Genomic DNA, 21,433 nt, shown 5'->3' on the forward strand with positions numbered 1-21,433 from the left:
CACCCCCGCCACAGCGCACTCAGCGCACTCAGCGCACGGTCCCCCGGCGGGCCCGCCGCACCGCGGCCTCGAGGGCACCCAGGTCGAAGCCGTGCACCGGGTAGGACACCCGGCCGGGTCCGGTCTCGAGCAGCTCCAGCAGCACGTCGTCGTCCGGGCGGTGCCGCAGCGTCACCAGCAGCCGCGCCGGCAGGAGCCACTCCGCGCCCGGGCGCCGGTGACCGACGACGTCGAGCTCCAGCCCGGAGACGGCGGACCACGGGAGGCGCACCGGCCGGTCCCGCTCGGTCGGGACGACGAGCTCGATCCCCTCGCCGGTGAACCTCACCCGGCTGTGCCGCCGGATCCGGGCCAGCCCGGCGGCCGTCCCGACCATGCCCAGCAGGCAGATGCCGCCGACCGAGCAGAACAGCACCCATCCGACGAGACCGAGTTCGGTACGGCCGCGCAGGTCGAGCACGATGCCGGCGGCGCAGACCACGACGATCGCGGCCGCGGCCACGGCCCGGGCGGCACCCCGCAGCACCGCTCCCCACGCCGGCCCGAAGGTGCCCGGCACGGGCTCCGGCCCGGCGGCCGGGCGGGCGGTCCAGCCGGACCCGTACGCCGCCCCGGCCCGGTCGAGCGGGCCGGTCCCGATCTCACCGGACGGCACCCGGCACCGGCGCAGCCGGTCCCGCACGGCCCGGGCGTCGAACCCGGCGAGGCCCAGCTGCAGCCGCCCGGCCGGCACGTCGATCTCGAGCACGTGACCGGCGTGCAGGTACCGGTGCGTGCCCCCGTTCCACCGGCGGACCTCCCGCACCCCGGCCCCCAGCACCTGCGCCGGGGTCAGCCGGACCGGATCCGGCCAGCCGTGGGCGACGATGCCGCCGGCCCCGATGTGCAGTCGCCTGCCCCGCGCGCGCAGCGCGGAGCGCACGGCCAGGGCCGCGCCGAGCCCGAGCACGCCCACCACGATCGCGGCCGCGACGAGCAGGCCGGTCAGCCCGTCCCCGGGCCGTCCGGCTCCGGCCGCCGCCGTCGGCACGAGCAGCAGCACGGCCGCGCCACCGGCCACGACCGGGGGCAGGTACACGGCGGAGGGCCGCGGCCGGAGCGGCTCGTCGGCGGAGGTGCCCTCGGGCACCGCGGGCGGATCGGGGGTGCTCATGACGGGATCGTCGGCTGCCGGAGGGGCGTCGCACGGCGGATCGGCCGTCCCCGTTCGCAGGTGCGAAGCCCGGGCGGATCGACAGACCGGGTTCCGCGGTGAATCATCGGGGGCGGGCAACCCGGTGAGCCCCGTCCCACTATGCGAACTGCCCTTTGGCTCCCGTCCGGACACCATGAGAGGCTGGACAACGTGCACGCGCTCCGTCTCCGCCTCGTGGCCCGTCGCCACGTGGACCTGAACCGGACACGCAGCGCGCTCTGTCGCCGTCCCTCCTGACGGCCCCGTATTCCCACCCCGGGCCGCTCCGCGTCCGTCCCGGGCCGGGGTGTGCCCGCGCCACCGACACCCGGAGCACCCACCACATGGCGCCCTCGAAGACCGCTCCCGGCCGCGCGCGCGGCCAGGGCCAGTGGAAGCTCGGCCACCGCGAACCGCTCAACCCGAACGAGCGGAGCAAGCGCGACGACAATCCGCTCAACGTCCGGTCCCGGATCGAGAACATCTACGCCAAGCGCGGTTTCGACTCGATCGACCCGGCCGACCTGCGCGGGCGTTTCCGCTGGTGGGGGCTGTACACCCAGCGTCGTCCCGGGATCGACGGCGGCCGCACCGCGGCGCTGGAGCCCGAGGAGCTCGACGACTCCTACTTCATGATGCGGGTCCGGCTCGACGGCGGCGCCGTCTCGGCCGCGCAGCTGCGCGCGCTCGGCGAGGTGTCCCGGGACTACGGCCGGGACACCGCCGACGTCACCGATCGCGAGAACATCCAGTACCACTGGATCCGGGTCGAGGACGTCCCGGCGATCTGGACGAAGCTCGAGGGCCTGGGCATGCAGACCACCGAGGCCTGCGGTGACTGCCCGCGGGTGGTGCTCGGCTCCCCGGTCGCCGGGGTGTCCGCCGCGGAGGTGCTCGACCCGACCCCGGCGATCGACGAGATCGTCCGCCGGTTCATCGGTGACCGGGAGCTGTCCAACCTGCCGCGCAAGTTCAAGTCGGCGATCTCCTGGCAGCAGGACGTGGCGCACGAGGTCAACGACATCTCGTTCGTCGGCGTCGAGCACCCGGAGCACGGCCCCGGCTTCGATCTGTGGGTCGGCGGCGGCCTGTCCACCAACCCGAAGATCGCGCAGCGGCTCGGGACGTGGGTCCCGCTCGACGAGGTGCCCGACGTGTGGCACGGCGTCGTGCAGCTGTTCCGGGACTACGGCTACCGCAGGCTGCGGCACCGCGCCCGGATCAAGTTCCTGATCGCGGACTGGGGCGCGGAGAAGTTCCGTCAGGTGCTGCAGGACGAGTACCTGGAGCGGCCGCTGCTCGACGGCCCGGCGCCCGAGGTCCCGGAGCGGCCGATCGACCACGTCGGCGTGCACAAGCAGAAGGACGGGCGCAACTACGTCGGCGTCGCACCGCCGTCCGGCCGGGTGTCCGGCACGACGCTGATCGCCGTCGCCGAGGCCGCCGAGCGGGCCGGCTCGGACCGGATCCGGTTCACGCCGTACCAGAAGATCGTCGTGCTGGACGTCGCCGACGACCGGCTGGACGGGCTGATCGAGGACCTCAACCGGCTCGGCCTGCCGGCCCGGCCCTCCACCTGGCGCCGGTCGACGATGGCCTGCACCGGCATCGAGTTCTGCAAGCTCGCGATCGTGGAGACCAAGGAGCGGGCGATCCGGCTGGTCGAGGACCTGGAGAAGCGGCTGGCCGACGTGGTGCCGGACGTCCCGATCAGCCTGCACCTCAACGGCTGCCCGAACGCCTGCGCCCGCACGCAGGTCGCCGACATCGGCCTGAAGGGCCAGATCGTCACCGACGCCGACGGCAACCAGGTCGAGGGCTTCCAGGTACACCTCGGCGGCGGGCTCGTCCTGGACGCCGGCTTCGGCCGCAAGCTGCGCGGGCTCAAGGTCACCAGCGCCGAGCTGGGCGACTACGTCGAGCGCATCGTCCGGAACTTCGCCGCCCAGCGCGCGGACGACGAGCGGTTCGCGCAGTGGGTGCTGCGGGCCGACGAGGCGGACCTCAAGTGAGCGCGGGAGGCACGGAATGAGCCAGCGAGCCGCACCGTTCTACTGCCCGTACTGCGGGGAGGAGGACCTCCGGCCGGCCGAGCGCAGCCAGAACAGCGCAGGCGGAGCGAGCCTGAACGCCGCGTGGTGGTGCGCCGGCTGCCTGCGCACGTTCGTCGTGACCTTCGTCGGCATCGGCGTCCCGGAGACATCTGGAGCGGATCGATCATGAGTGTTGCCCTGGAGACCGACCTGCGCGCGACCGCCGAGCGCGGCGCGGCCGAGCTGGGCCCGGACGCGACGGCCGAGCAGCTGCTCGGCTGGGCGGCGGAGACGTTCGGCGACCGGCTGATCGTCGCGTCCAACATGCAGGACGCGGTGCTGGTCGACCTGGCCCACCGGGCGAAGCCCGACGTGGAGGTCCTGTTCCTGGAGACCGGCTACCACTTCGCCGAGACGATCGGCACCCGGGACGCGGTCGACGCCGTCTACCCGGAGCTGACGATCGTCAACGCGGCCGCCGAGCAGTCGGTGGCCGAGCAGGACGCCGAGTACGGCCGCGACCTGTTCGCCCGCGAGCCGGACCGCTGCTGCGCGCTGCGCAAGGTGGTGCCGCTGCAGCGCACGCTGTCCGGGTACGACGCCTGGGTCACCGGGGTGCGCCGGGTGGAGGCGCCGACCCGGGCGGCCACCCCGCTGATCACCTACGACGACAGGTTCGGCCTCGTCAAGATCAACCCGATCGCGGCGTGGAGCGACGCGGACATGGACGCCTACATCGCCGCCCACGGGATCCTGGTGAACCCGCTGGTCGACGCCGGCTACCCGAGCATCGGCTGTGCACCGTGCACCGCGAAGCCCGCCCCGGGCTCCGATCCCCGCTCCGGCCGCTGGTCGGGCCGGGCCAAGACCGAGTGCGGCCTGCATGGCTGACACGGACTCACGAGGGAGATGGGTGTGACCACCGCTGTCACGAGCCCGAAGCTGGACGCGCTGGACGCGCTCGAGTCGGAGGCGATCCACGTCTTCCGCGAGGTGGCCGGCGAGTTCGACCGGCCGGTGATCCTGTTCTCCGGCGGCAAGGACTCGACCCTGCTGGTGCACCTGGCGGTGAAGGCGTTCGCCCCGGCCCCGGTGCCGTTCCCGCTGCTGCACGTCGACACCGGCCACAACTATCCCGAGGTCATCGAGTTCCGGGACCGCATCGCCGCGACGCTGGGCCTGCGGCTGGAGGTCGCGCGGGTCGAGGACTACCTCGCCGACGGGCGGCTGGTGGAGCGGGCCGACGGCACCCGCAACCCGCTGCAGACCCAGCCGCTGCTGGACGCCATCGCCGAGCACCGCTTCGACGCCGTGTTCGGCGGCGGCCGCCGGGACGAGGAGCGGGCCAGGGCCAAGGAACGCATCATGTCGCTGCGCGACGCGTTCGGCCGCTGGGACCCGCGCAAGCAGCGGCCCGAGCTGTGGAACCTCTACAATGGCCGGCACGCGCCCGGCGAGCACGTCCGGGTCTTCCCGATCTCGAACTGGACCGAGCTCGACGTGTGGCGCTACATCCGCCGCGAGGGGATCGAGCTGCCGCCGATCTACTTCGCGCACTCCCGGCCGGTGTTCCGCCGGGACGGCATGTGGCTGGCCGAGGGCCCGTGGGGCGGGCCGCGCGCCGGCGAGACCCTGGAGACCCGCACGGTCCGCTACCGGACCGTCGGCGACGGGTCGTGCACCGGCGCGGTCGAGTCGACCGCGTCCACGCTGGACGAGGTGATCGCCGAGGTGACCGCGTCCCGGCTCACCGAACGGGGCGCCACCCGGGCCGACGACCGGCTCTCCGAGGCCGCCATGGAGGACCGCAAGAAGGAGGGCTACTTCTGATGGCCGGCACAGACTCGGCACAGCCGCGCGACCTGCTGCGGTTCGCCACCGCCGGCTCCGTGGACGACGGCAAGTCCACCCTGGTCGGCCGGCTGCTCTACGACACGAAGTCGGTGCTGGCCGACCAGATCGAGGCCGTCGAGCGCGCCTCGGTCGACAAGGGACTGACGACGCCGGACCTGTCGCTGCTGGTCGACGGCCTGCGGGCGGAGCGCGAGCAGGGCATCACGATCGACGTCGCCTACCGCTACTTCGGCACCCCGACCCGCGAGTTCGTGCTCGCCGACACCCCGGGCCACGTCCAGTACACCCGCAACACCGTCACCGGCGCCTCCACCGCGGAGCTCGCGGTGCTGCTGGTCGACGCCCGCAACGGCGTCGTCCCGCAGACCCGGCGGCACGCCGCGGTGCTGTCGCTGCTGCGGGTGCCGCGGCTCGTGCTGGCCATCAACAAGATCGACCTGATCGACTACGACGAGGCCAAGATCGCCGACATCGAGCGCGAGTTCACCGAGCTCACCCGCTCGCTCGGGTTCGACGACGCGGCCGTCCAGGTGATCCCGCTGTCCGCGCTGGTCGGGGACAACGTCGCCACCCGCAGCGGGCGCACCCCCTGGTACACCGGTCCGACCCTGCTCGAGCACCTGGAGGACGTCCCGGTCGGCGGGGTGGGCGGGAGCGCGGCGGCCGACGCCCCGTTCCGGCTCCCGGTGCAGTACGTGATCCGGCCCCGCAACGGTGCCGAGGCCCGCTCCGCCGACGCCTCGCTCGGGGACCTGCACGACTACCGCGGCTACGCCGGGCAGGTGGCGTCCGGCACCGTGCGGCCCGGCGACGAGGTCGTCGTCCTGCCGGAGGGGCACCGGACGACGGTCTCCGAGGTGCGCACCGCGGACGGCCCGCTGGCCGTGGCCGGCGCCGGACTGTCGGTCACCGTGCTGCTCGCCGACGACATCGACGCGCCGCGCGGCGCGATGATCGCCGCCGCGGCCGATCCGCCCGAGGTCACCACCGAGCTGGACGCGACGCTGTGCTGGCTCGCCGAGAAGCCGCTGACGCCCGGCGCCCGGCTGCTGCTCAAGCACGGCACCCGGACCACCCCGGTGATCGTCGGTGCGCTGGCCGCGCGGCTGGACACCGAGGCGGTCACCTACACCGACGCCCCGGACCGGCTGGAGATCAACGACATCGGGCGGGTGTCGCTGCGGGTCGCCGATCCGCTGCCGGTCGACGCCTACGCCCGGGTCCGGACCACCGGCGGGTTCCTGCTGATCGACCCGCCGACCGGGAACACGCTGGCCGCCGGGCTGGTCGGCGATCCGCTCGCCGCCGTGCCGGGCGCCGGGGGCTGAGACACCGGGAGCCCGGGACACCGGGAGCCGGGGCACCGGGAGCCCGGGACACCGGGAGCCCGGACACCGGAGCCACCCGGCGCGCGGCGACACACCGACCGGCACACCGACCGACCGACAGACTGACCGGCACACCGACCGGCAGACCGACCGACGCATCGTCCGACGCACCGGCCCGGTCACGCAGCACCGCGTGACCGGGCCGGTCGCATTCCGGACGGCGGCGCAGCGCACGCCCGGCACCCGGCCGGCCGGACCGGCTCGGCCCCGTCGGGCCCGGTCCGTCCGGTGCCGCCTGCTCCGTCCGGCCGGCCCGGCTGGTCCGGCCGACGCGGCGCACGTTCCTCCGCTCCCACCAGGGTGTCCGGACACCTTTGCCGCGCTCCCAGCGGCCGGACGCCGGCTTGTCCGCACCGACCGGCCGATTCACCATGGAACGATGCGCCACGACACCGCCCCGGGCACCGCCCGAGCCGTCGTCGCGCGCGTCCGGCCGGTCGATCTCGAGCGGTTCTGGCCCTCGCGCCGCACGGACGCCTTCGACGAGTCCTGTCGTCCCTGCTGACCGGCCCGTAGCGCCCCCGCGCCCGGCCGGGACCGTGCCCTGCCCCCGGCACGGCCCGCGGTGTCCCCGCGCGCCCCCGAACCGCCCCCACCAGAAGGACCCATCGTGCGCACGCTCATCGTCTTCGCGATCGTCGGCTTCGCCGCCCAGCTCGTCGACGGCGCCCTCGGCATGGCCTACGGCGTCACCTCGACCTCGCTGCTGCTGGTCGCCGGGATCAACCCGGCCACCGCGAGCGCGTCGGTGCACCTCGCCGAGGTGGGCACCACGCTCGCCTCCGGCGCCGCGCACTGGCGGTTCGGCAACGTCGACTGGAAGCTCGTGCTCAAGCTGGGCGTGCCCGGCGCGGTCGGCGCGTTCCTCGGCGCGACGGCGCTGTCGGCGCTGTCCACCGAGAGCGCCGCGCCGTACATGGCCGGGATCCTGCTCGCGCTCGGCGTCTACATCCTGCTGCGCTTCTCGATCCGGCCGCCGCGGGTGTCCGCGGCCCGCCGCTCCCCGCACGGGGCGCGCTTCCTGTCCCCGCTCGGCGTGGTCGCCGGCTTCGTCGACGCCTCCGGTGGCGGCGGCTGGGGCCCGGTCGCCACCCCGGCGCTGCTGGGCGCGGGCCGGACCGCGCCGCGCACCGTCGTCGGGTCCGTCGACACCTCGGAGTTCCTGGTGGCCGCCGCCGCCAGCGTCGGCTTCCTGATCGGGCTGGGGCACGAGGTGCTCGATCCGGCCACCATCGGCGGACTGCTGATCGGCGGCGTGCTCGCCGCCCCGCTGGCCGCCTGGCTGGTCACCAAGATCCCCGCGCCGGTGCTGGGCACCGCGGTCGGCGGCATCATCATCCTCACCAACGCGCGGGTCGTGCTGCGGACCTTCGACGCGGGCACCGCCACGACCGTCGCCGTGTACGTGACGGTCGTGGCGCTGTGGGTCGCCGCGATCTCGGTGGCGGTCGCCCGGCTGCGCCGCACCCGCGCCGAGGAGGCCGAGCAGGAGCCGGTGGGCGCCGGCACCTGAGCCGGCAGGCGGGCCCGCTGTCCGGACACTCGTCCCGCCCCGCGGACGCCTCTTGCCCGGATCGTTCCGCCGGATCACGATCGTCGGGTGACCGGTTCCGCCTCCCGCAGCTGCGCGGCGCACCCGGCCCTCACCCGGCACCTCGTGCCGCATCTCGAGCAGTTCTGGCCGTCCCGCCGGCCGGCCGCCTTCGACGAGTTCTGTCCCGGTCCGGACCTGCGCCGCTGAGCGCGGCGCGGTCCCGCCGCGTCCCGGACCGTCCGTCGTCGAAGGAACCCGTCGTGACCCGAACCGTCACCGGAGGCCGCCCGTGAGCGCCCCCGGACACCCCACCGATCCCACCGATCCCACCGACTCCGCCGGTCCCACGGCCTCCGCGGGCGGTGACGTCCCCGCGCAGCGGCGGCTCGCCCTCAACGAGGACTGGGCGGCGACCGTCGTCGGCCTGCTGCTGCTCGCCCTGATCCTCAGCGGACTCTGGCCCGGGTGGCTGGTCCCGTGACCGATCAGCAGACCACCACCGGCCCCCGTTCGACGACGGCCTGGGCGCTCGGCGGCGTCGCCGTCGTCGTCGCGATCGGGGCTCTCGTCCGGTTCCTGGAGCAGGCCGTCCCGGACGCCGCCGCGGACACCGCATGGGCCGAGATCGCCGAGGCCGTCGAGTACCCGGTGTACGCGATCCTGCTCGGCCTGCTCGGCAACGTGCTGCTCACCGTCACCGGGCTGCGCGAGCGGCTCTCCGGCGGGTTCCGCACCGAGTTCTTCATCAAGACCGGCCTGGTGCTGCTCGGCGCTTCGATCGACTTCTCGGTGATCGTGCGGGCCGCCGGCCCGGCGGTGCTGCAGGCGCTGGTGCTGATCACCGCCGTGTTCGGCTTCACCTGGTGGCTGGGCGGCAAGCTCGGGGTGGACGACAAGCTGCGGGCACTGCTCGCCTCGGCCGTGTCGATCTGCGGGGTGAGCGCGGCGATCGCCGCCGCGGGCGCGGTGCAGGCGAAGAAGGAACAGCTCGCCTACACCGCCAGCCTGGTGATCCTGTTCGCGCTGCCGTCGATCTTCCTGCTGCCGGCCGCGGTGAGCGCCCTCGGGCTCTCCCCCGCCGTCGGCGGCGCCTGGATCGGCGGCAACATCGACACCACGGCCGCGGTCAGCGCGGCCGGTGCGATCGTCGGTGAGGAGGCGCTGCAGATCGCCACGATCGTCAAGACCACGCAGAACGCGCTGCTCGGGGTGGTCGCGGTCGCGCTGACCGCCTACTTCGCGCTGAAGGTCGAGCGGACCGGATCGGCCCGGCCGGGCGTGCGGGACTTCTGGGAGCGGTTCCCGAAGTTCGTGCTCGGCTTCCTGGCCGCGTCGATCATCGCGACGGTCTTCATCGGCGTGGTCGGCTCGGACGCGGCCCGGCCGCTGATCAGCGACGTCAACGCCTTCCGGACGACGTTCCTGATCCTCGCGTTCGTCTCGATCGGGCTGGAGTTCCGGGTGGCGCCGCTGCGCGACGCCGGCTGGCGTCCGGTCGGGGTGTTCGCCGCCGCGACCGGCGTCAACCTGGCCGTCGGCCTCGGGCTGGCGGTGCTGCTGTTCTCCGGGGTCACGGTCTGACCGCGGGGCCGGGGCCGCACCCGGTGCGGCCCCGGCTCAGGCGGCCGAGCTGGCGTCCGCGCTGCGGCCGGGCAGCGCGCCCAGCACGGCCCGGGCGACGGCGTCGTTGTAGCGCAGGCTCTGCGCGTTCATCCCGGGCCGGGTGAACGCCCCGGCGACCTTCACCGTGGTGTGCGGGCCGACCGCGAAGCGCCGCTCGTGCACCCCGCCGTCCGCGGTGTACAGCGCGCCGTCGGCGGGACGCACGGACAGCAGCCCGGTGTTGCGCAACGGGCTGCCGTCGTCGTCGTGGAGGATCTCCTCGACGGCCTCGCCGCGCTCCAGCAGCCCGCGGAGCAGCGGATCGGCGGTGCGGGACAGGCTCGGGTCGGGCAGCCGCGCGTCCACCAGCACCTGCGCGGTGACCGGATCGGCGCCGGCGAGCGTCGCGCTGGTGGCGTGGAAGCCGTCCCGGTCGGCGGTCACCTCCATCCCGGCACCCAGGAACTTCAGGTGCCCGCCGCGGGAGAGCGCGAGCATCTCGCGGACCCGGAAGCCGGGCGGGCCGGAGGCGACGGAGTTGAAGAAGCTCTGCCACCACGGCAGGTCCCGGGCCCGCGAGCGCGGCGAGAGCACGCCGGAACCGGCCAGCCGGGTGGTCTCGCCGAAGACCGACAGCATCGCCACGAACGCGCCGAGGTGCGGGGTGTGCCGCTCGTCGACGTGCTGGCGCAGGTCCTCCGCGATCCGCTCCCGGACCGCCGCCTGCAGCGACTCCAGATCGGGGGCGTGCAGGCCCTCCAGCGGCCGGTCGAGCGCGGTCAGGTCGAGCCGGTCGAGCGGGTCCGGGACGGTGGCGGCGATCAGCTCCGCCTCCTCCGCCGAGTCGTGCGGCGCCGCGGCGAAGCGCGCCGCGAAGTCCGCCCAGCCGGTGCGGACCCGGTCGGGATGGCCGTGGAACAGCTCGTGGTACCAGCCCCAGCCGATCTCCTTGGCCATCAGCGGCCAGACCTGCTCGCGGAAGTCGACCGGACCGCCCCCGGCGACCAGCCGGTCGGTGACCTCCGGCGGGAGGAACCGCGGCAGCGGCGGGCGGCCGCCGCGCAGCTGGTAGTGCGTCTTCGAGTGGTAGGTGGCGCCGCGCGGGGAGCCGGCGACGAGCACCGGCTCGCGGCCGGACGGGACGTACCGCAGCCGGCCGGGCCCGCCGTCGTCGTCCGGGACGAACCGCCCGCCGCGGCCCTCGAACAGCAGCACCACCAGGTCGACGAACGCCAGCCCCAGCCCGCGGGCGAGCACCGGCTCCCCCGGCCCGATCACCGACAGGTCCGAGTCGGAGGTCTGCTCCGGCGGCAGGTAGCGCAGGCCGAGATCGCGGGCGCGCGCCTGCAGCTCGCGCTCGGCCGGGGTCGGGGCGGCGTCGAGGTGCCCGGAGGCCAGCACGACGGCGTCGGCCCGCAGCGTCGCCCCGGACGCCAGCCGGACCACCTGGTCGGCGCCGTCCTCGGTGACCGACTCCGCCGTCGTGCGGTGCACGTGCACGCGCATCCCGGCGGGCGCCCGGTCGAGCACCTCGCGCAGCACGGCGCCGAGGTAGTGGCTCTGCAGCCGCCGGGTGGGGAAGGTCGACGCCGTCACCGTCGCCAGCTCGGCGGCACCCTCGGGACCGAGCTCGGCCTGCGGGTCGCCGTGCTCGCGCAGCTCCCGGGCCCACTCCCAGAACGACGGCCCGGGCGCGACCGGGCCCTCGCAGACCACCGAGTCGTCGGTCCACATGGTGACGTCGGCGGCCATCGAGTTCATCGCCAGCAGCGGGGACTGGGCGTGCCGCCAGATCCGCCCGGCGCCGGCCGGGTACGGGTCGACCAGGTGCACGTCGAGGCCGGGGCCGGCCAGGACGTCGGCGTGCATGCCGGGCGCACCGGCGACCATGCGTTCCAGCACACCGACGCCGCGCGGGCCGGCTCCCACGATGACCACGGCGGGAGCGCGCGGAGCCGGGCGCGCGGCGGAGCTCCGGGCGCCGGTGCTGCCGGACCTCGTGCTGCCGGACACGGTGTGGTTGGTGGACATCGACGCTCCTGGGGAGAGTGGGACCGGGCGGCGGGGCCGGGTCTCACAGCGCCGTGCGCAGCCGGCACAGATCGACGTGCCTGCGCTTGACCAGGGGGACGTCCACGGGTCCACGGTAGGCCGACCACCCCGCGCCGGGCCACCCACCGGATCGTCGCACCCGGCCCGGCACCCCGGCCGGCCACCGGCCGGGACGGTGACGGCGGGTGCCCACGACCGGCGGATCCACTCACCCGCCCGGCGCACGATCACTCTCCGCCGCAGAGACGATCACGACCGGTCACCGACGAATCACCCCCGGCCACCGTGTCCTGCGTCGCACCCGTGTTCTACACGTCGTCAAAGACGGCGGACGCGGGTACAACGGAGATCGACCCACTGAATCGAGCCGGATGCATCGACCCGATGCCACACCCGACCCCGACACGTTCAACGGAGAACGTCGCATGACCGCAGAGCTGATCCGCCCGGAGACCCCGGGCGGCACACCGACGGGCGGCGGGCACCCGATCCCGGCGCCCGCCGCCGAACGCAGTGCCGTCGACCGGCTGCTGGACTCCCTCGACGACCTGGTCCGCAGGCACCGGGCGCTCGCCGCGCACGACGGCGGCTGTGCCTCGCTGCACGCCGAACTCATCGCCGCCGAGCTCGACCAGCAGCTCGCGGTGCTCCGGACGGTGCCCCGGCAACCGGGGCACTGAGCCGCCGGCCCGAGCCGCGCGTCCCGGGCCGGCGGTTGTCTAGGGTTCGACCGTGTCCGAAACCCCTGTGCCCGATGCAGCCGTGCCGGCCGAGCTCGTCCATCTCGACGTGACCGCAGGCGTCGCGACGATCACGCTCGACTCGCCGCACAACCGCAACGCGCTCTCCGCCCAGCTGCGCCGCGAGCTGCTCGCCCACCTCGACACCGCGATCGCCGACGCCGGGGTGCGGGCGATCGTGCTGACCCACACCGGCACGGTGTTCTGCGCCGGGATGGACCTCAAGGAGTCGAAGGGCGCCGACGCGCAGCAGCAGGGTGTCACCGAGGTCCCGCGGATCCTGTCCACGCTGTGGGACTCCCCCACCCCGGTCGTCGCCCGGCTCGCCGGACCGGCCAGGGCGGGCGGGGTCGGGATCGTCGCCGCCTGCGACGTGGCGGTGGCCGCCGAGCCGGTCACCTTCGCGTTCTCCGAGGTCCGGATCGGCGTCGTCCCGGCGGTCATCTCGGTGACCGTGCTGCCCCGGCTGGCCGCCCGGGCCGCGCACGAGCTGTTCCTGACCGGCGAGACGTTCGACGCCCGGCGGGCCGCCGCGATCGGTCTGATCAACAGCGCGGTGCCGGCCGAGCAGCTCGATGACGAGGTCGCCCGCTACACCGGGATGTTCCGGCTGGGCGCCCCCGGCGCGCTGGCCGGGACCAAGGCGATGCTCCGCCGCGAACGGCCGGCCACGATGGCGGAGGACTTCGCCGCGATGAACACCCTGTCGGCGTCCTACTTCGCCTCGGACGAGGGCCAGGAGGGGATCAGGGCGTTCGGGGAGAAGCGCAGGCCGGCCTGGGTTCCGCAGGACTGACCGGGCGGACCGGCCTACCCTGGTGGGCATGACCGCTCCGGCACCCGGGATCAGCACCGACCCGGACACGGTGGCCGAACTCCTGGCCGGACGCCGGCTGGTCGCCCTGACCGGTGCCGGGCTGTCCACCGACTCCGGGATCCCGGACTACCGCGGGCCGGGCTCGCGGCCACGCAACCCGATGACGTACTCCGAGTTCGTCTCCGGGGTGCCCGCGCAGCGCCGCTACTGGGCACGCAGCCACGTCGGCTGGGCGCGGATGCGCCGGGCCGAGCCGAACCCCGGGCACGTCGCGCTCGCCGCGCTCGGGGCGGCCGGCCTGGTCGAGCGGCTGATCACCCAGAACGTCGACGGCCTGCACGACGCCGCCGGGCACCGCGGGGTGATCGACCTGCACGGCCGGATCGACGAGGTGGTGTGCCTGGACTGCCGCCGGACCAGCCCGCGCGAGGAGCTCCAGGCCCGGTTGACGGCGTCGAACCCGGGATTCACCGAGGCGCACAGCGCCGAGGTCGAGACGGCCCCGGACGGCGACGCCGCCGTCGAGATCACCGAGGGGTTCCGGATCGTGCCGTGCGCCGCCTGCGGCGGCACGCTCAAGCCGCACGTGGTCTTCTTCGGCGAGAACGTCCCGCGCGACCGGGTGGCCCGCTGCTACGCCGCGGTCGGCGCGCTGACCCCCGACGACGGTGCGCTGCTGGTCGCCGGGTCGTCGCTGCAGGTCATGTCGGGCCTGCGGTTCGTCCGGGCGGCGTGGAAGGCCGGGGTCCCGGTGGTGATCGTCAACCGGGGGGCGACCCGGGGCGACGAGCTCGCCACCGTCCGGGTGGACGCCGGCTGCTCGGAGACCCTCACCGCGCTCGCCGCGCGTCCGCTCTGATCCCCCGGTCCCGGCCGTCGGGCGCCCGGTCGAACCGCTCGGTGACCCGGTCCAGCCCGATCGCCACGCCCGCGCACAGCGGCAGCACCACGACGGTCACGAACACGACCTGGAAGAGGAACGGGAGCTGGGTCAGCCACAGCTCGAAGGCGTCCCAGGCGTCGATGATCGTGCGCACACTCCACACGGTAGTACGGCCGCGCAGCGGCTAGGTTCGGGCCCATGTTCGCTGTGTACGCCCAGGAGCCCAACGCCGACGCCCCGCTCGACTCCCTCGTCGTGGGCGAGCGACCCGATCCGGAGGTCCCGGACGGCTGGGTCTCGGTGTCCGTCTCCGCCGCCAGCCTCAACATGCACGACCTGTGGACCCTGCGCGGTGTCGGCATCAAGCCCGACCAGTTCCCGATGATCCTGGGGTGCGACGGTGCGGGCACCCTCGACGACGGCACCGAGGTCGTGCTCTACCCGATCATCGGCGACCCGGACTGGCGCGGGGACGAGACCCTGGACCCGAAGCGCACCCTGCTGACCGAGCGGCACCAGGGCACGATGGCCGACAAGGTGATCGTCCCGGCCCGCAACGCCGTCCCCGCGCCGAAGGGGCTCACCCCGGCGCAGGGCGCCGTGCTCGGCACGGCCTGGCTCACCGCCTACCGCATGCTGTTCACCAGGTCCGGTCTGCAGCCCGGCCAGACGGTGCTGGTCCAGGGCGCGTCCGGCGGGGTGTCGACGGCGCTGGTCCAGCTCGGCGTGGCGGCCGGCCTGACGGTCTGGGTCACCGGCCGGGACGAGGAGAAGCGGGCACTGGCCGAGCGGCTCGGCGCGCACGCCACCTTCGAGTCCGGGGCGAAGCTGCCCGGCAAGGTGGACGCGGTGATGGAGTCGGTCGGCGAGGCCACCTGGAAGCACTCGATGCGGGCGCTGAAGCCGGGCGGGCGGATCGTCATCTGCGGCTCCACCTCCGGGCCGAACCCGCCCGCGGACCTGCAGCGGCTGTTCTTCCTCCAGCTCGAGGTCGTCGGCTCGACGATGGGGACCCGGGAGGAGCTGGCGAACCTGATGGACTTCGTGGCGACCTCCGGCATCACCCCGGAGATCGGGATGGAGCTCCCGATGGAGTCGGCGAAGGAGGCGTTCGAGGCGATGGCGGCCGGTCGGACGGCCGGCAAGGTCGTGCTGACCCGCTGAGCGGACGGCCATATCGTCCCGCGTCACAGGTCTGTTACGTGATCCGGATGTGATGCAGTCGTGATGCACCCGGATGGCGGTGGCCGGTGTCCATCCACGCTGGTCCGGGCCATGTTCGTCACCGCAGTGTGACGACCGCCCGGCGCTGGGGTCCGGTTTCCCCAGGACAGGGTCGGATTTCGCCGGTTCGGCAAGTACAGTCCGTCATCGTGACCGAGCCTTTCAGTCGACGGGCGTCGGGTGCTGCCACCATGGCAGCCCCGGCGCCTGGAGCCACGGGTGTCGTCGAGTTCCTGGATCGGGTCGACCACGCCGTGGCCACAGCCCTGTCCACCAATCCCTCCACGACCGAGGTCAGCCGTGACGGCTGGCGGGTCCTGCTGATGCTCGCCCGCGGCACCGGCCGCAGCATGGGCGAGATCGCGGGACACACGTCGCTGCCCGCACCCACCGCGACCCGGATCGTGGACCGTCTGGTCGAACGGAAGCTGGCCTACCGGTCGGCCGATCCGCTCGACCGCCGCCGGGTGCTGGTGCACCTGTCGGCCGAGGGGCGGACCGTGGTCGAGTCGGTGTGCCAGCGGGTGCAGCGCATCCTCTCCCCGCGCCGCGCTCCCACCGCCCGTGCCGCCGCGTGCGACAGCACGATCCCCGGCCCCCGCGCAGGATCCGTCGTGTAGAGCTCCCTCTCCCCTCCCCCTCGCCCCCACGTACACCACGGGCCCGGAACCCCTCAGGGATCCGGGCCCGCTCTCATGTCCGGGTGCGCTACTTCTTGGGCTTCTCGGTCGCCTGGCCGCCGCCGGTGGACAGCGCCGCGACGAAGGCCTCCTGCGGGACCTCGACCCGGCCGATGGTCTTCATCCGCTTCTTGCCCTCCTTCTGCTTCTCCAGCAGCTTGCGCTTGCGGCTGATGTCGCCGCCGTAGCACTTGGCGAGCACGTCCTTGCGGATGGCGCGGATCGTCTCGCGGGCGATGATCCGCGCGCCGACGGCGGCCTGGATCGGCACCTCGTACTGCTGGCGCGGGATCAGCTCGCGCAGCTTGGTGGCCATCGACGTGCCGTAGGCGTACGCCGAGTCCTTGTGCACGATGGCGGAGAAGGCGTCCACCGGCTCGCCCTGCAGCAGGATGTCGACCTTGACCAGGTCGGCCGCCTGCTCGCCGGCCTCCTCGTAGTCGAGGCTGGCGTAGCCGCGGGTGCGCGACTTCAGCGCGTCGAAGAAGTCGAAGATGATCTCGCCCATCGGGATCGTGTAGCGCAGCTCGACCCGGCTCTCGGACAGGTAGTCCATCCCGCCGAGCTGGCCGCGCCGGCTCTGGCAGAGCTCCATGATCGTGCCGACGAACTCCGACGGCGTGAGGATCGTGATCTTCGTGATCGGCTCGCGGATCTCGGCGATCTTGCCGGTCGGCCAGTCGCTGGGGTTGGTGACCTCCAGCTCGGCGCCGTCGTCGGTGGTGACCTGGTAGACGACGTTGGGCGCGGTCGAGATGAGGTCCAGGTCGTACTCGCGCTCCAGCCGGTCCCGGGTGATCTCCAGGTGCAGCAGGCCGAGGAAGCCGCAGCGGAAGCCGAACCCGAGCGCCGCCGACGTCTCCGGCTCGTAGGTGAGCGCGGCGTCGTTGAGCTGCAGCTTGTCCAGCGCCTCGCGCAGCTCCGGGTACTGCGAGCCGTCGATCGGGTACAGCCCGGAGTAGACCATCGGCTTCGGCTCGCGGTAGCCGGTCAGCGGGGTGTCGGCGCCGTGGCGCTTGCTGGTGACGGTGTCGCCGACCTTCGACTGCCGGACGTCCTTCACCCCGGTGATCAGGTAGCCGACCTCGCCGACCCCGAGCCCGTCGCTCGGCTTCGGCTCGGGGGACACGATGCCGATCTCCAGCAGCTCGTGCTCGGCGCCGGTGGACATCATCTTGATCTTCTCGCGGGGCGAGAGCTTGCCGTCCACGACGCGGACGTAGGTGACGACGCCGCGATAGGTGTCGTAGACCGAGTCGAAGATCATCGCCCGGGCGGGCGCGTCGGCGTCGCCGACCGGGGCGGGCACCTGGGCGACCACCGCGTCGAGCACCGCCTCCACGCCCTCGCCGGTCTTGGCGGAGCAGCGCAGCACGTCCTCCGGCTCGCAGCCGGTGATGTGCGCGATCTCCGCGGCGTAGCGCTCCGGATCGGCCGCCGGGAGGTCGATCTTGTTCAGGACCGGGATGATGTGCAGGTCCTTCTCCATGGCCAGGTAGAGATTGGCCAGGGTCTGCGCCTCGATCCCCTGCGCGGCGTCGACCAGCAGGATCGCGCCCTCGCAGGCCTCCAGCGCACGGGACACCTCGTAGGTGAAGTCCACGTGCCCCGGGGTGTCGATCAGGTGCAGCACGTGCTCGGTCTGCTCGCCGTCGGCGTTCTTCGCCGTCCACGGCAGACGCACGTTCTGCGCCTTGATCGTGATGCCGCGCTCGCGCTCGATGTCCATCCGGTCCAGGTACTGCGCCCGGGCGCTGCGCTCGTCGAGCACGCCGGTCACCTGCAGCATGCGGTCGGCCAGCGTCGACTTCCCGTGGTCGATGTGCGCGATGATGCAGAAGTTCCGGATGCGCTCCGGCGGGGTGAACGTGCGGTCGGCGTACGTCGTCACTCGGTTGTACTCGGCTTTCGCTGTCGCGTCGGGTCCGCGACCATCGTCCCATGTCGCGACCGGCGGCCCCCACGGCAGCCGGGTGCGCCGGTCGGGCCGGGCTCCTGCGGAGCAGGGATCGCCGCGGGAGGGGCCGGCGAGGCGGCCGGACGAGGGCCCCGCGGTGCTCGACGGTAGATTCGTCCCGTACCGCGTCCGGAGAGGTCCGGTACCGGCGGAGCGGCCCCGCAGGGAGCCCGGAATTCCCCGCTGGTAGCCTTGACCGCTGAGCGCTCGGCGTGCTCGCCCGGGACGGTATGACCGTCCGGTGCCGCCGGAGCGGACCGGACTCGAGCAGACCAGCCGAAACTCAGCAGGCAGGAAGACCAGGTAGACGTGGCCAACATCAAGTCGCAGATCAAGCGGGTCAAGACCAACGAGAAGCGCCGCCAGCGCAACAAGTCGGTGAAGTCGTCGGTCAAGACCGCCATCCGCCACTTCCGCGAGGCCGCGGAGCAGGGTGCGGACAACGCCGCCGAGCTGCAGCGCAAGGCGGCGCGGGCCCTGGACAAGGCGGCCGGCAAGGGCGTCATCCACAAGAACCAGGCGGCGAACCGCAAGTCGTCGCTGGCCAAGCAGCTCAACAAGATCGGTTCCTGAGCACGCCGCTCGCGCAGCACGACGGCGCCGTCCCGCACCGGGGCGGCGCCGTCGTCGTGTGTGGGGGCCCTTCCGGGTCAGCGCGCCGTGCGGGCCTCGACGACGGCCAGCACCGCCCGTTCCAGCGCGTACCCGGGATCCGCGGCGACACCCTTCACGTCGGCGTTGACCCGGGCGGTCGCGGCGATCGCCACGGCCAGCTGCTCGGGACGCCACTGCCGGACGGTGCCCTGCGCCTTGCGGATCTTCCACGGCGGCATGCCCAGCTCGCCGGCCAGCCGGTTCGGGTCGCCGCGGCCCGCGGAGCCGACCTTCGCCAGCGTCCGCACCGAGTCGGCCAGCGCGTCCGCGATCAGGACGTGCGGGACCCCGAGCACGAGGGCCCAGCGCAGCGCCTCCAGCGCTCCGCGGCGGTCCCCCGCCACCGCCGCGTCGGCGACCGCGAAGCCGGACGACTCGGCGCGACCGCGGTGGTAGCGGCGCACCCCGGCCTCGTCGATCTTCCCGCCGGTGTCGGCGACGAGCTGCCCGGCCGCCGCGGCGAGCTCGCGCAGGTCCGATCCGACCGCCTCGACGAGCACGGCCAGCGCACCGGGGGTGATGCTCCCGCCGTTGCGCCGCACCTCGGCGTGCACGAAGTCGGACCGCTCGTCGGCGCGGGTGATCCGGTTGCAGGTCGTCACCTGCGCGCCGGCCTTCTTCAGCAGGTCGACCACCGCCTTGCCCTTGGCGCCGCCGGCGTGCTGGGCGACCAGGACGATCCCCGGTGCCGGATCCTTCGTGTACTCGGCGAGCGCGGCGAGCATGTCCTTGGTCGTGTCCTGGGCGTGCGTGAGCACGATCACCCTGCTCTCCGCGAAGAGCGACGGGCTGAGGTGGCCGGCCAGCTCGCCGGGCGCGACCTCGGACGTGCGGAACCGGCGCAGCTCGACCTCGGGATCGTCCTGCCGGATCCGGCGGACCAGCTCCGACACCGCCCGTTCGGCCAGGAACTCCTCGTCGCCCACCACGAGCTGCAGCGGGGCGGGCGGTCCGGCGTCACGCGTCCTGCTCACGCCGTTCATCGTGGCCCACTCCCCCGACAGCCGGTGAGCCGCGTCCCCATCGGGACGGTTCGGCTGGCCAGGGGCGCACCACGTCGCGTAGCGTTCTCGTCGCCCGGCGGATCTTCGGCCGGCCACAACCGCATATGGCTCATCCAGAGGGGCAGAGGGAACGGCCCGTTGAAGCCCCGGCAACCGGCGTCGCACGACGATCCGCCCGCCTGCGCGTGACCGCGCGGCAGGACGTCGACGAACACGGTGCCAATTCCGACCCGCCGGCCCGGCGGGACAGATGAGGAGATCTCGTGACTCTCACTGCTGCGCCCGAAACGACCTCCGCCTACGACCTCGGCCCGGCCCGCGCGCTCTCCTGCCGGGAGTGCGGCCACGAGGTGCCGCTGGCCGCCGAGTTCGCCTGCCCCCGGTGTTTCGGGCCGCTCGAGGTGGCCTACGACTTCCCGAAGGTGACCCGGGCGGCGATCGAGGCCGGACCGAAGTCGATCTGGCGCTACAAGGACCTGCTGCCGGTGCCGAGCACCGTGCAGGAGCACCGCAACACCGAGCCCGGCCTCACCCGGCTGATCGAGGCGGACAACCTGGCCCGGGCGCTCGGCGTCCGGAAGCTGTGGGTGAAGGACGACACCGGCAACCCCACCCACTCGTTCAAGGACCGGGTCGTCGCGGTGGCCCTCGCCGCGGCCCGCGAGCTCGGCTTCTCGGTGCTGTGCTGCCCGTCCACCGGGAACCTGGCGAACGCCGTCGCGGCCGCCGCGGCCCGTGCGGGCTGGGACTCGGTCGTGCTCATCCCGTCCTCCCTGGAGCAGCCGAAGATCATCACCACCGCCGTGTACGGCGGCACGCTGCTCGCCGTGGACGGCAACTACGACGACGTGAACCGGCTGGCCACCGAGCTCGCAGCCGAGCACGAGGACTGGGCGTTCGTGAACGTCAACGTCCGCCCGTACTACGCCGAGGGCTCCAAGACCCTGGGCTACGAGGTCGCCGAGCAGCTGGGCTGGCGGCTCCCGCAGCAGGTGGTCGTCCCGGTCGCCTCCGGATCGCAGCTCACCAAGATCGACAAGGGGTTCACCGAGCTGGGCCGCCTCGGCCTGGTCGAGCCGACCCCGTACACCGTGTTCGGGGCGCAGGCCACCGGCTGCTCGCCGGTCGCCACCGCGTTCGAGGCCGGCCACGACGTGATCCAGCCGCAGAAGCCGGACACCATCGCCCGGTCGCTCGCGATCGGGAACCCGGCCGACGGCCCGTACGTCCTGGACTCCGTCCGGCGCACCGGCGGCTCGCTCGCGCACGTCTCCGACACCGAGGTCGTCGCGGGCATCCGGCTGCTCGCCGAGACCGAGGGTGTGTTCGCCGAGACCGCGGGCGGGGTCACCGTCGCCACCACCAGGAAGCTGCTCGAGGCCGGCAAGCTGGACCCGGACGCCGAGACCGTCCTGATGATCACCGGTGACGGGCTGAAGACCCTCGACGCGGTGTCCGGTGAGGTCGGCCCGACGGCCACCGTGCCGTCCACCAGCGCGGCCGTGCGCGAGGCGCTGGCGCAGCGCGGCTGAGCCGGACCGGGCGGGCCCGCCGGTCCCGGCCGGGCGGCGGCCCCGCCCGCCCGGCGCCGGACGGGGCCCGCCCCGCACGACGACGGTCAGCTCCGCCGGGTCGGCCCCGGTCACCGCGAGATCACCCGAGCGGTCGGTCCTGGCGACCACGATCCCGGCGCGCAGCATCCGATCGACCAGCTCCGGGTTCGGGTGCCCGTAGCTGTTGCCGTTGCCCGAGCTGACCAGCGCCGCGCGAGGCCGGACCGCGTCGAGGAGTCCCGGGACGACCTTCCCGGAACCGTGGTGCGGCATCTTCAGCACGT

The 21,433-nt window shown here is 73.8% G+C and carries 22 protein-coding genes and 1 riboswitch; of the genes, 17 read left to right on the forward strand and 5 right to left on the reverse strand.

Going from position 1 to position 21,433, the window contains the following annotated elements:
• Positions 1-28 precede the first annotated feature (28 nt).
• Positions 29-1,153, reverse strand: a complete 1,125-nt coding sequence (locus tag ABD160_RS08600) for a hypothetical protein (protein ID WP_344020205.1) — start codon at positions 1,151-1,153, stop codon at positions 29-31.
• Between the two features lie 365 nt (positions 1,154-1,518).
• On the opposite strand from ABD160_RS08600, the gene ABD160_RS08605 reads away from it, so the two are divergent.
• The 10 genes from ABD160_RS08605 to ABD160_RS08650 all read left to right on the forward strand — a co-directional run bounded on the left by ABD160_RS08605 (position 1,519) and on the right by ABD160_RS08650 (position 9,564).
• Positions 1,519-3,186 (forward strand): nitrite/sulfite reductase, encoded by a 1,668-nt coding sequence (locus tag ABD160_RS08605; protein ID WP_344020207.1) that lies wholly within the window; start codon positions 1,519-1,521, stop codon positions 3,184-3,186.
• A 16-nt stretch (positions 3,187-3,202) separates the two neighbouring features.
• On the forward strand, positions 3,203-3,397 hold the full coding sequence (locus ABD160_RS08610; RefSeq protein ID WP_344020209.1) for an Insertion element protein: 195 nt from the start codon (positions 3,203-3,205) through the stop codon (positions 3,395-3,397).
• Positions 3,394-4,098 (forward strand): phosphoadenylyl-sulfate reductase, encoded by a 705-nt coding sequence (locus tag ABD160_RS08615; RefSeq protein ID WP_344020211.1) that lies wholly within the window; start codon positions 3,394-3,396, stop codon positions 4,096-4,098. Before ABD160_RS08610 ends, ABD160_RS08615 begins: the two co-directional genes overlap by 4 nt.
• Positions 4,099-4,116: 18 nt before the next feature.
• Entirely contained in the window at positions 4,117-5,037 is a 921-nt protein-coding gene (cysD, locus tag ABD160_RS08620; protein ID WP_344020213.1) for a sulfate adenylyltransferase subunit CysD, read from the forward strand.
• The gene (locus ABD160_RS08625; protein ID WP_344020215.1) at positions 5,037-6,389 is read left to right on the forward strand and encodes a sulfate adenylyltransferase subunit 1; all 1,353 of its coding nucleotides are present in this window, start codon (positions 5,037-5,039) and stop codon (positions 6,387-6,389) included. Before cysD ends, ABD160_RS08625 begins: the two co-directional genes overlap by 1 nt.
• Before the next feature lie 439 nt (positions 6,390-6,828).
• A complete protein-coding gene (locus tag ABD160_RS08630) occupies positions 6,829-6,954 on the forward strand; it encodes a hypothetical protein (protein WP_344020217.1) in 126 nt (41 codons plus the stop codon).
• Positions 6,955-7,059: 105 nt separating this feature from the next.
• Positions 7,060-7,962, forward strand: a complete 903-nt coding sequence (locus tag ABD160_RS08635) for a sulfite exporter TauE/SafE family protein (protein WP_344020219.1) — start codon at positions 7,060-7,062, stop codon at positions 7,960-7,962.
• 87 nt (positions 7,963-8,049) lie between these two features.
• Positions 8,050-8,190, forward strand: coding sequence for a hypothetical protein (locus ABD160_RS08640; RefSeq protein WP_344020221.1), 141 nt, complete (start codon positions 8,050-8,052; stop codon positions 8,188-8,190).
• An 82-nt stretch (positions 8,191-8,272) separates the two neighbouring features.
• A complete protein-coding gene (locus ABD160_RS08645; RefSeq protein ID WP_344020223.1) occupies positions 8,273-8,464 on the forward strand; it encodes a hypothetical protein in 192 nt (63 codons plus the stop codon).
• Complete coding sequence (locus tag ABD160_RS08650; protein WP_344020225.1) at positions 8,461-9,564, forward strand: YeiH family protein; 1,104 nt, start codon at positions 8,461-8,463, stop codon at positions 9,562-9,564. Before ABD160_RS08645 ends, ABD160_RS08650 begins: the two co-directional genes overlap by 4 nt.
• A 36-nt stretch (positions 9,565-9,600) precedes the next feature.
• Here the strand turns inward: ABD160_RS08650 and ABD160_RS08655 are convergent, their stop codons facing one another.
• Positions 9,601-11,616 carry an FAD/NAD(P)-binding protein gene (locus tag ABD160_RS08655; RefSeq protein WP_344020227.1) on the reverse strand — a complete coding sequence of 672 codons (2,016 nt, stop codon included), beginning with the start codon at positions 11,614-11,616 and terminating at the stop codon, positions 9,601-9,603.
• Positions 11,617-12,062: 446 nt separating this feature from the next.
• On the opposite strand from ABD160_RS08655, the gene ABD160_RS08660 reads away from it, so the two are divergent.
• From ABD160_RS08660 to ABD160_RS08670, 3 genes are all read left to right on the forward strand, one after another.
• A complete protein-coding gene (locus ABD160_RS08660; protein WP_344020229.1) occupies positions 12,063-12,317 on the forward strand; it encodes a hypothetical protein in 255 nt (84 codons plus the stop codon).
• A gap of 82 nt (positions 12,318-12,399) precedes the next feature.
• A complete protein-coding gene (locus ABD160_RS08665) occupies positions 12,400-13,173 on the forward strand; it encodes an enoyl-CoA hydratase-related protein (RefSeq protein WP_344020900.1) in 774 nt (257 codons plus the stop codon).
• A 28-nt stretch (positions 13,174-13,201) separates the two neighbouring features.
• Positions 13,202-14,053, forward strand: coding sequence for an NAD-dependent protein deacetylase (locus ABD160_RS08670; RefSeq protein ID WP_344020231.1), 852 nt, complete (start codon positions 13,202-13,204; stop codon positions 14,051-14,053).
• Here ABD160_RS08670 and ABD160_RS08675 read toward each other — a convergent pair.
• Positions 14,025-14,231 (reverse strand): hypothetical protein, encoded by a 207-nt coding sequence (locus ABD160_RS08675; RefSeq protein ID WP_344020233.1) that lies wholly within the window; start codon positions 14,229-14,231, stop codon positions 14,025-14,027. The two genes, ABD160_RS08670 and ABD160_RS08675, sit on opposite strands and share 29 nt — an antisense overlap.
• Positions 14,232-14,275: 44 nt before the next feature.
• Here ABD160_RS08675 and ABD160_RS08680 point away from each other — a divergent pair, with 44 nt between their 5' ends.
• Entirely contained in the window at positions 14,276-15,241 is a 966-nt protein-coding gene (locus tag ABD160_RS08680) for a zinc-binding dehydrogenase (RefSeq protein WP_344020235.1), read from the forward strand.
• 251 nt (positions 15,242-15,492) lie between these two features.
• Positions 15,493-15,921 (forward strand): MarR family winged helix-turn-helix transcriptional regulator, encoded by a 429-nt coding sequence (locus ABD160_RS08685; RefSeq protein WP_344020237.1) that lies wholly within the window; start codon positions 15,493-15,495, stop codon positions 15,919-15,921.
• 88 nt (positions 15,922-16,009) lie between these two features.
• Here the strand turns inward: ABD160_RS08685 and lepA are convergent, their stop codons facing one another.
• Positions 16,010-17,872 carry a translation elongation factor 4 gene (gene lepA / locus ABD160_RS08690; protein WP_344020239.1) on the reverse strand — a complete coding sequence of 621 codons (1,863 nt, stop codon included), beginning with the start codon at positions 17,870-17,872 and terminating at the stop codon, positions 16,010-16,012.
• A gap of 375 nt (positions 17,873-18,247) precedes the next feature.
• On the opposite strand from lepA, the gene rpsT reads away from it, so the two are divergent.
• On the forward strand, positions 18,248-18,511 hold the full coding sequence (gene rpsT / locus ABD160_RS08695) for a 30S ribosomal protein S20 (RefSeq protein WP_344020241.1): 264 nt from the start codon (positions 18,248-18,250) through the stop codon (positions 18,509-18,511).
• Between the two features lie 77 nt (positions 18,512-18,588).
• Here the strand turns inward: rpsT and holA are convergent, their stop codons facing one another.
• Positions 18,589-19,575: a DNA polymerase III subunit delta gene (gene holA, locus ABD160_RS08700; RefSeq protein WP_344020243.1), complete on the reverse strand. Its 987-nt coding sequence runs from the start codon at positions 19,573-19,575 to the stop codon at positions 18,589-18,591.
• A gap of 127 nt (positions 19,576-19,702) precedes the next feature.
• Positions 19,703-19,853, forward strand: a riboswitch (SAM riboswitch).
• 6 nt (positions 19,854-19,859) lie between these two features.
• Between holA and thrC the strand changes: the two genes are divergently transcribed.
• Positions 19,860-21,128: a threonine synthase gene (thrC, locus tag ABD160_RS08705; protein ID WP_344020245.1), complete on the forward strand. Its 1,269-nt coding sequence runs from the start codon at positions 19,860-19,862 to the stop codon at positions 21,126-21,128.
• The last annotated feature ends 305 nt before the right edge of the window (positions 21,129-21,433 follow it).

It is taken from the genome of Pseudonocardia kongjuensis (genome assembly GCF_039526905.1).
Lineage (GTDB): Bacteria > Actinomycetota > Actinomycetes > Mycobacteriales > Pseudonocardiaceae > Pseudonocardia > Pseudonocardia kongjuensis.